The organism is Streptomyces sp. NPDC085460, from assembly GCF_044541975.1.
Classification (GTDB): Bacteria; Actinomycetota; Actinomycetes; order Streptomycetales; family Streptomycetaceae; genus Streptomyces.
On sequence record NZ_JBITTO010000002.1, the window covers coordinates 248,739 to 256,422 of the forward strand.

Annotated in this window: 9 protein-coding genes; 1 reads left to right on the plus strand and 8 read right to left on the minus strand. The window is 72.4% G+C overall.

Annotation, left to right across the window (positions count from 1 at the left end):
• Window positions 1-19: 19 nt before the first annotated feature.
• The 4 genes from ACIGHB_RS05335 to ACIGHB_RS05350 all read right to left on the minus strand — a co-directional run bounded on the left by ACIGHB_RS05335 (window position 20) and on the right by ACIGHB_RS05350 (window position 3,814).
• Window positions 20-1,315, minus strand: coding sequence for a tape-measure protein (locus tag ACIGHB_RS05335; protein ID WP_399909714.1), 1,296 nt, complete (start codon window positions 1,313-1,315; stop codon window positions 20-22).
• Window positions 1,312-2,517, minus strand: a complete 1,206-nt coding sequence (locus ACIGHB_RS05340; RefSeq protein WP_399909716.1) for a phage tail protein — start codon at window positions 2,515-2,517, stop codon at window positions 1,312-1,314. The genes ACIGHB_RS05335 and ACIGHB_RS05340 overlap by 4 nt, the downstream gene beginning before the upstream one ends.
• 31 nt (window positions 2,518-2,548) lie before the next feature.
• Window positions 2,549-3,511 carry a hypothetical protein gene (locus ACIGHB_RS05345; RefSeq protein WP_399909718.1) on the minus strand — a complete coding sequence of 321 codons (963 nt, stop codon included), beginning with the start codon at window positions 3,509-3,511 and terminating at the stop codon, window positions 2,549-2,551.
• A gap of 90 nt (window positions 3,512-3,601) precedes the next feature.
• Window positions 3,602-3,814 (minus strand): hypothetical protein, encoded by a 213-nt coding sequence (locus ACIGHB_RS05350; protein WP_360309021.1) that lies wholly within the window; start codon window positions 3,812-3,814, stop codon window positions 3,602-3,604.
• A 305-nt stretch (window positions 3,815-4,119) separates the two neighbouring features.
• Here ACIGHB_RS05350 and ACIGHB_RS05355 point away from each other — a divergent pair, with 305 nt between their 5' ends.
• The gene (locus ACIGHB_RS05355; protein WP_399909721.1) at window positions 4,120-5,058 is read left to right on the plus strand and encodes a hypothetical protein; all 939 of its coding nucleotides are present in this window, start codon (window positions 4,120-4,122) and stop codon (window positions 5,056-5,058) included.
• Between the two features lie 422 nt (window positions 5,059-5,480).
• Here the strand turns inward: ACIGHB_RS05355 and ACIGHB_RS05360 are convergent, their stop codons facing one another.
• The 4 genes from ACIGHB_RS05360 to ACIGHB_RS05375 form a co-directional block, all read right to left on the minus strand.
• A complete protein-coding gene (locus tag ACIGHB_RS05360; protein WP_399909723.1) occupies window positions 5,481-5,825 on the minus strand; it encodes a hypothetical protein in 345 nt (114 codons plus the stop codon).
• A 116-nt stretch (window positions 5,826-5,941) separates the two neighbouring features.
• Window positions 5,942-6,232, minus strand: coding sequence for a hypothetical protein (locus tag ACIGHB_RS05365; RefSeq protein WP_360309017.1), 291 nt, complete (start codon window positions 6,230-6,232; stop codon window positions 5,942-5,944).
• A gap of 89 nt (window positions 6,233-6,321) precedes the next feature.
• Window positions 6,322-6,927, minus strand: coding sequence for a phage tail protein (locus tag ACIGHB_RS05370; protein WP_399909725.1), 606 nt, complete (start codon window positions 6,925-6,927; stop codon window positions 6,322-6,324).
• Window positions 6,928-7,094: 167 nt separating this feature from the next.
• A complete protein-coding gene (locus ACIGHB_RS05375; RefSeq protein ID WP_360309013.1) occupies window positions 7,095-7,502 on the minus strand; it encodes a hypothetical protein in 408 nt (135 codons plus the stop codon).
• Between the last annotated feature and the right edge of the window lie 182 nt (window positions 7,503-7,684).

Sequence of the window (7,684 nt, forward strand, 5' to 3'; positions counted from 1 at the left end):
GGCGGGGTGGGCGGGTGCGTCAGGTCAGGACCGGCTGTCCGGCGCCGCCGCGGGTGTGGGCGGCGAGGAGGAAGAGCAGGTCCTCCGCCGCGGCCCGGGGGCCGGCGCCGGGTTCCTCGCGGAACTCCCGGACGCGGTGCGGGCGCCGGGGCGGCTCGGTGAGCGCGGGGACGCGCCGGCGCTCCAGTTCGGTCAGGGAGTCGATCCGGTACTCGCCGGCCTCGGGGGGCGCGACGATGCCGCCTTCGGCGAGCATCGGGATCTTGTCGAGCGTGACGCCGAACTTCTTGCCGGTGAGCGGGATCTCGAAGCTGAGCTTGTTGAGGCCGTCGATGATCCAGTTGGCGAAGGCGATCAGGCCGTTGATGGGTCCCTTGACCACGCCGAGGACGGCGCTGAGGCCGCCCTGGACGAGGTCGCCGATGCCGTTGAGGGCCTTGGCGACGGCGTCCTTCGCCCGGCGGAAGAAGCCGGGGATCTTGTCGGTGATCCAGCGGACGACGGGCTGGACGGCGCTCTTGATGCCGCCGAGGGTGCGGGAGGCGATGCCCCGCAGGGCGTTGCTCGCGGAGCGGACGGCGGAGCCGATCCTCGCGATGCCGCCGATGGCCGCGCCGACGATCTTCAGGGCGGTCCTGAAGACGGTCAGGTACGCCGTGGCGTAGGTGCCGATGGCCTTGCCGAGGGCCTTCATGAAGGGGCTGATGAAGTTCCAGACGCCCTGGACGGCCTTGAGGGCCTGCTGGAGGACCTGGCGGATGATCCGCTGTCCGGTCTCGGAGTTGACGGCGAGTTCGATGAGGTACGCGGCGATGGGCACGATCAGGCCGACGAGGAAGCCGAGCGGGTTGGCCCGCATGGCGACGTTGACGCCTGTCATGGCGACCGAGGCGAGGGTCATGACGGTTCCGAAGGTGCCCATGAGGCCGGTGAGGACATCGGCGACGGGCAGCAGCGGCAGGAGGAGGCCGAGGACCGCCCCGGCTCCGGTGCCGATCCGCCCGGCGGCCCGGCGGGCCTTGCCCGCGGCGGTGGCGATCCGCTTGAGGCGGGTGGCGGCGGGGGAGCGGCGGAGCTTGTCGAGGGCGGTGCGGGTGCCGGCCGCGTCGCGTCCGAGGGCGCGGGTGGCGGTGGAGGCGCCGCGGGCGGCGGTGACGAGGGCGCCGACGCCGGCGGACGCCCGCTGGACGCCCTGCCGGAGGTTCCGCATCGCTCCGGTCGCCGCGGTGGCCCCCTGGCGCAGGGTGTTCATCGGGCCGACGGCCACCTGGAACCGGGGCATGGCGAGGCGGGGCATGGCGAGGGCGGAACTCATGCCCGTGCTCCACGCGCCTTCACGAGGTACATGAGGGCGTCGGCGGTGGCCTTCGGGTTGTTGTCCCGGGCCGCGTGGTAGTGCTCGATGACGAGGCCGCCGCCGGCTCCGGCGCTCTGGCCCTGGGCCTGGCGGGCGCGGCGGGCGGTGAGGGCGAGGAGCCGGTCGAGCTTGGACAGCGGCAGGACGGCCTCGGCCTCGCCGGCCTCGGCGAGGATGGCGGGGACGCCGCCGGTGCGGGGCATCACGACACCGCCGGTGGCGAGCATCGGGATGGTCGGGATGTTGACGCCGAAGGTCTTGCCGCCGACGACGGGGACCCAGCCGGGGACGGAGACCTTGACCCGGTTGATGGCGCGGATCATGGAGTTGATCAGGCCGATGACGGCGTTGATGGGGCCCTTGACGCCGCTCTTGATGCCGTCGAAGGCGCGGGACGCGATGCCCTTGAGGCCGTTCCAGATGGACGACATCTTCTCCTTGACGGCGCTGAACGCCTTGGGGATCGCGCTCTTGATCCAGTTCACCACCGGGGTGATGACGCGCTTGATGCCGTTCCAGACGGTGCTGATGACGCTCTTGATCGCCTTCATGACCGTGGTGATGACCGTCTTCCAGATCTTCACGTAGGTCTTGATGACGGTGGCGACGGCCTTGACGACGGTGGAGATGGCCTTCTTGATACCGTTCCAGACCGATTTGATGAGGCTGCCGGCCTTCTTCATGATCGGCCCGATGGCCTTCATGACCGAGCTGATCACGCTCTTGATCGCGCTGAACGCCTTCTTCAGGACCGTCTGCATGGTCTTCGAGCGCAGCGCCATGTCGACGACGGCCTCGATGAGCGGCATGAAGAGTTCGAGCAGGCGGACCAGGAAGTTGCCCTTCATGGACTTGTTGAGCTTGTCCTGGCCCTTGGCGGCCTTGCCGGCCCCGGATTCGTACCTGCCGAGCTTGCCGCCGGCGGACTGCGCGGTGTCGCCGGCCTTCTTCATGGCCCGCTCGGCCTGGTCGGACGCGGTCTTGAGGTTCTTCAGCTGGGTGCCGGCGCCCTGGGCGTTCGTACGCAGCGTCCTGAGCTGACCGGACGCGGACCGCCCGGCGTCACCGACCTTCTTGACCGAGGTGCCGGCGTTTGCCGCCTGTGTGCGGAAGCCGCCGAGGGCGGACGAGGCGTTCTTGAGGTTCCTGACGAGGGACATGGGTGTACCTCCTTTCGGGGTGGGTGGGGGATCAGCCGGGGCTGGGGGCGCCGCCGGTCATCTGGGCGTTGAGGTCGCGGACGGCATCGGCGAAGGCGTGCATCCGCCCGGAGAGGGTGCCGGTGTGCTCGGCGAGGTCCTTGGCGGCGTTCGCGGCGTTCTGGAAGGTCGCCATCTTGGGGACCTTGTCGACGTCGAGGTCCTTCATGGCGGCCTTGAGGAGGGAGATGGCGCCCGCGAACTTCTCCGTCTTCCGCGGGTTCGCGTTCTTCACGGCCCCGTTGATCTTGCCCATTCCGCTGGCGACCAGGGGCATCGCCTGGTGGTCGACGTCCTTGACGGCCAGTGCGATCCGCTCGACGACCTGTGCCTTCGCCTCGGCGCCCTTCGACGGCATCTTGCGGAAGTTCGAGACGAACGAGGGGGCGTGGAGGTTGAACTTGGCGAGGTGCGGGTTCAGCAGTTCGAGCTGCGCGCGCAGGTCGTCGAACTTGGCGTCCGCCGGGAGGTCGGCGAGGCCGCCGGGGGCGACGCCGTTCCGCTCGTTCTCGATGTCCTGGATGTTCCGTCGCCCGAAGCTGCCGTCCGGGCGCATGCCGAACGTGCTGCCGCCGGTCTTCTTGGCGTGGGCCTGCTGCAGTTTGAAGACGATGAGCGCGCCGAGCGCGGCCAGGAGGATGGGGACGATGACGCCGCCGAGGGCGACGAGGGCCGCCGTGAGCGCGGCGCCGAAACCGCCTTCGTTGAACTTCTTGATGATCTCGGCGACGAAACCGAGGCCGAGCTGCTCCAGAAGTTCTTCCCAGGGCGCCTTCGTGACCTCCTCGGCGACCTTCTCCTGTTCCGCCTTGAGGTCCGCGATCAGCTTGTTGACCGGTGCGAGCTGCTTCTCCATCCATGTGGTGGTGGGGAGTCTGCCCACGTCGTCGATCTTGGTGAGGTACTCCCGGAGGCCGGCGATCTTGGTCGCGAGTTGTTCGTTGGTTACTTCCACGGTTGCTCCGCTTCCGGCCCGTACGGGCCAAGCGCCGAAAAGCCCCCGCCGGATCCGGCGGGGGCTCGTTCGCAGGGCAGCGCGCTGCGGCTAGGCGTCGGTGTCCCGGCGGGGGCCGCGCCGCGTCGTCGCGAGGGCGTCGTTCCAGCCGGCCGCGTACGCGACGGTCTCGCAGCGGGAGACCTCGGCGTACAGGGTGCCGAGCAGGGCTCTCTTGTCGAGGGCGACGGGTCCGTCGAGGAGCTGGCGGAGGCGGTCCTGGAGAGGGATGTGCGGTCGCGATGCCTCGCCCGGCTGAGTCATGGACGCCTGCCTTCCTTTGCTTGCCCGTGCGTGCGTGGCGGCGCCGCGTGCGTCTGGAGAGCGGGGGCACCACGTGTTCGAACTACTGTGCGAACAGAGTGTGGAACATCTGTTCGAGGTTTGTCGAGCGAGATGGGGCTGACGGCGTGTCTTCTCGTCAGGTTCTCGAACGAGTTGGCGGTGATCGAAGAAAAAGTTCGACCGGGTAACCTGGAGGGCGCTCTCCCGGACCCGACCACTCCGGGAAGGCGAGGGGCGCGAGGGGCGCGCGGGGACCCCAGGGGGCTGGAAGGCAGTACTGACACATGGACACGGAGCCGGACGCCGACCGGCGGGAGCGGGTGGTCGACTGGCTCGCCTCCCACCCCGACCTGCCCCACCTCTTCGCGCGGCTCTCCGAGCTCGTCCACGTCCTCGGATACGCCCCCGAGGAGCTCGTCGTCATCCCCCGGTCCGAGATCGACCGCAGGGAGACCACCGCCTTCACCTCCGGCTGGGCCGAGGCCGTCTCCGACGAACTCCCGCGCATCCGCCGGGAGTACGAGCGCCGCGTCGCCGACGCCTACGCCCAGGGGCAGGGCGACGGCCGGGGCATCCGGCGGCCGCAGCGCCGGACGGACGCCGGGACGCAGGGCGGCGCCCGGGTCATCGCCCTGCCCTTCGCCCGGCTCCTCGAACCGCCCGCCGCCGTCGTCGAGGCGGAGGAGCGGGTGCGGCGGGAGCGCGAACTGTTCGAACAGGGCTCGCCGTCCGAGCCCGATCCCACCCCCGGGCCCGACCCTGAGCCCGACCCCGAGCCCGGTCCCGGGGGCGGGACCGGCCCCGGGTACGGCGACGGTGACGGGCCCGGGGCGGGGCTCGGGAACGGGGCCGGGGCCGGGAACAGGGCCGGGAAGGGGAACGGGGCCGGGCTCGGCGGTGAGGGCGGGCGCGGGGGCGAGCCCGAGCCCGAGCACGGCAAGGAGCCGGCCCCCGGCACGACGGCGCCCGAAGCCCCGGTCACGGCCCAGGAGGGCCGCGCGCGGCGCACCGCGCAGCCCGTGCGGAAGGTCGTACGGGGCAAGGGCGGCCGCCCCATCGTCCCGCCGCTCTCCCACGTCCCGGGCCAGCAGGGCGCCGGCCCCGGCGAACGCCGCGAGCCCGAGCCCCGCAGGCCCCGCCGGCTCTCCGAGCGCGCCAAGGCGCTGGAGGAGGAGCTGGCGGCCGAGCGCGCCCAGGAAGCACCTCCGGAGTCCGCCCCCTGACGGGAACGGACTCCGGGAGGACGGCGCCCACGAGGGCGCCGGGGGTGGCGCCCACGGGCGGCCGGGGGTGACGCCCAAGGGGGCGCGCCGGGGACGGCGCCCAAGGGCTCGCCGGAAGGACCGGCCGAAGGGCTCGCCGGGAGGGCCGGCCGAGGGGCGCGCCGGGAGGGCCGCCCGAAGCGGCGGCCTCCGCCGCGAGGGGCTGGCGGAAGAGGCGGCCTCCGCCGCGAGGAGCCTCCGGAGCAGGCGGCCAGCGCCGGAGGAGCCTCCGGAGCAGGCGGCCAGCGCCGGAGGAGCCTCCGGAGCAGGCGGCCAGCGCCGGAGGAGTCTCCGGAGCAGGCGGCCGGCGCCGCGAGGAGCCTCCGGAGCAGGCGGCCGGCGCCGGGGTGAGCCTTCGGAAGAGGCGGTCGGCGCCGGGAGGGTCAGCCGAAGAAGCGGGCCAGCTGGCCGGGGGAGATCGCCGGGGGCTCCTCCCCGTTCCGCGGGGCGGCGGCCGCCCCGCTCGCCCCCGTACCCGCCCCGTCCCCGCTCCCGTCGCTCCCGTCGCTCCCGTCCTCGTCCGCCTTGCTCTCCGGCCGGGGCACCGGCTTCGGGAACTCGGGCGGGTCACCGTCCTCCCCGCTGTTGACGCAGGAGAACATCCAGTTGCCCACGGCCAGGTGGTCGACCGTCGCCGCGAGCAGATGGTCGGTCACCGACCACTCCGCGGCCTCGCCGTGGATCTCGCGCTGGAGCGCGCTCTCCCGCGGCAGGTGCTTGATCAGCACCAGCAGCCGCCGGCTGGACAGCTCGCCCCGGTGCCAGTCGAGGATGTCGGTCCCGTAGTAGCGGATCAGGTCCGCCTCAAGGGCCTCGGCGTGTTCGTCGACGAACTCGACGAGGCTCAGTCTTCCCCCAGGCCGAGCCCGGTCTCCTGGCCGTACGCCTCCAGGATGGCGGCGACGTCCTGCATGGTGACCTCGTGCTCGTCGAAGCGGGCGAACTGCTCCGCGCCCATGAGGAGCGCGAGCAGGCCGTCCACGTCGTTGTCGTCCAGCTTGCGCAGGCCCTTCGCGGTCGTGCGGGAGAGCTCGGTCGGGAGGGTGAAGGTGTCGCCGTCCAGCTCGAAGCTCCAGGAGCGGCCGCGGCCCTCCTGGCGCTGGGCGCGGGCGGCGTTGACGTCGAAACGGGCCATGGTGATGCGTACTCCTTGATCGGGTGCGTACGGAGGAGAAGGGATCCGGGGCGGGACGGCGGGGTGCCGCCGTCCCGCCCCGGGGAGGATCAGGCCGAGGCGCCGTACTGGCCGTCCTTCATCAGGAAGGTGGCCAGCGGCTTGCCGTCGCCGTTCGACATCGCGGTGAAGGTGATGCCCAGGGTGGACGCCGCCTTGCGGGCCAGCTTGATGTCGTCGGAGGCGGTGACCTGACCGCGCGGGATGATGAAGCGGTACGTGACCGCGGTGCCGCCGACCTTGACGTCGGTGAACTCCAGGCCCAGGGCGCGGACGTCCGCGTAGGGGCGCTCGGCGATCTCGTACTTGAACGTGTCGGTCGCCGCGGCCGGCTCCGCCTCGACCTTGCCGCCGCCCATGAAGAACGGCAGCGTGTCCTCGTTGAACTGGAGCATCGAGAACTTCAGCGAGAGGTCGCGGCTGGAGTAGATGAAGTGCACCGGGGAGACCGACTGCCAGGTGTCGATCGGCTCCAGCTTGTCCTTCTTGGAGAAGGTCACGCCGTCGCCGGTGGTGTAACCGAGGTTCGTCCAGGTGGCCGAGGCCCAGTCGGTGGCCGGGTCGGCGCCGAAGGACGGGGCGCTGGCGCCGGCCGTGGCGACGAAGAGCTTGCCGGTGCCGGCGACGCGGATCTCGGCGGAGTTGTTTCCTGCCATGGTGGGTTTCTCCTTGTGTGGGTGAGGGCGCCGAGCCCGGGCGAAGGGAAGGGACCCGGGTACGGCAAAGGCCCCGCCGGACGGCAGGGCCTGGTCTGTGGGGGCCGGACGGATCCGGCGCGTGGGCCGGACGGACGGCGGGTGGGCCGGACGGATCCGGCGGGGCGTCAGAAGACGCCGAGGGAGAGGCGCAGCACGCAGAGGTAGCGGTTGGCGCCCCGGTAGAGGTAGTCGGGCAGCCAGCGCGGCCCGTCCTGCTCCTCCACGTCGTGGACGGCGTAGCCGCCGATCTGCTTGCCGAGGGTGGCGAGCAGCGCGCGCCGGGCGCCGTTGGCCAGCACGTGGGCGGCCTCCTTGGTGGGGCCGTACACCTCGAACTCGATCAGCGGCATGTCGACGTGCAGGTCGCCGATCCAGGCGCCGCCGCGCCGGTTGACGAGGACGGCGCTCTGCGTGCCGTCGAAGCCGGCGGGCGGGTGGACGGCGAGCACCGCCCCGGCCAGCGCCGGGTCGGCCTTGAGGACGTCGACGACCAGCTTCTCGACGTCCGGGAACGCACTCGGGGGAGTGGTCATCGCGGTTCTCCTCGGGAGGGGGCGGTGGGTGGGAGCGGGGGCGGCCGTCCGGGGGCTCCGGCGGGAGGGGGAGGGGCGGGGGGCCGCGCCCCGCGCCCCGCCCGGGGGGGCGGCCCCCCGGGGCCCGGGGCCGGGGCGGCGCGGGCCCCCCGGTGGACAAGTGGGGGGGGGGCCGCCACACA

Coding starts and splice junctions, on each gene's coding strand:
- ACIGHB_RS05335 (WP_399909714.1), bottom strand. CDS start 1,315: ATGAGTTCCGCCCTCGCCATGCCCCGCCTCGCCATGCCCCGGTTCCAG.
- ACIGHB_RS05340 (WP_399909716.1), bottom strand. CDS start 2,517: ATGTCCCTCGTCAGGAACCTCAAGAACGCCTCGTCCGCCCTCGGCGGC.
- ACIGHB_RS05350 (WP_360309021.1), bottom strand. CDS start 3,814: ATGACTCAGCCGGGCGAGGCATCGCGACCGCACATCCCTCTCCAGGAC.
- ACIGHB_RS05355 (WP_399909721.1), top strand. CDS start 4,120: ATGGACACGGAGCCGGACGCCGACCGGCGGGAGCGGGTGGTCGACTGG.
- ACIGHB_RS05365 (WP_360309017.1), bottom strand. CDS start 6,232: ATGGCCCGTTTCGACGTCAACGCCGCCCGCGCCCAGCGCCAGGAGGGC.
- ACIGHB_RS05370 (WP_399909725.1), bottom strand. CDS start 6,927: ATGGCAGGAAACAACTCCGCCGAGATCCGCGTCGCCGGCACCGGCAAG.
- ACIGHB_RS05375 (WP_360309013.1), bottom strand. CDS start 7,502: ATGACCACTCCCCCGAGTGCGTTCCCGGACGTCGAGAAGCTGGTCGTC.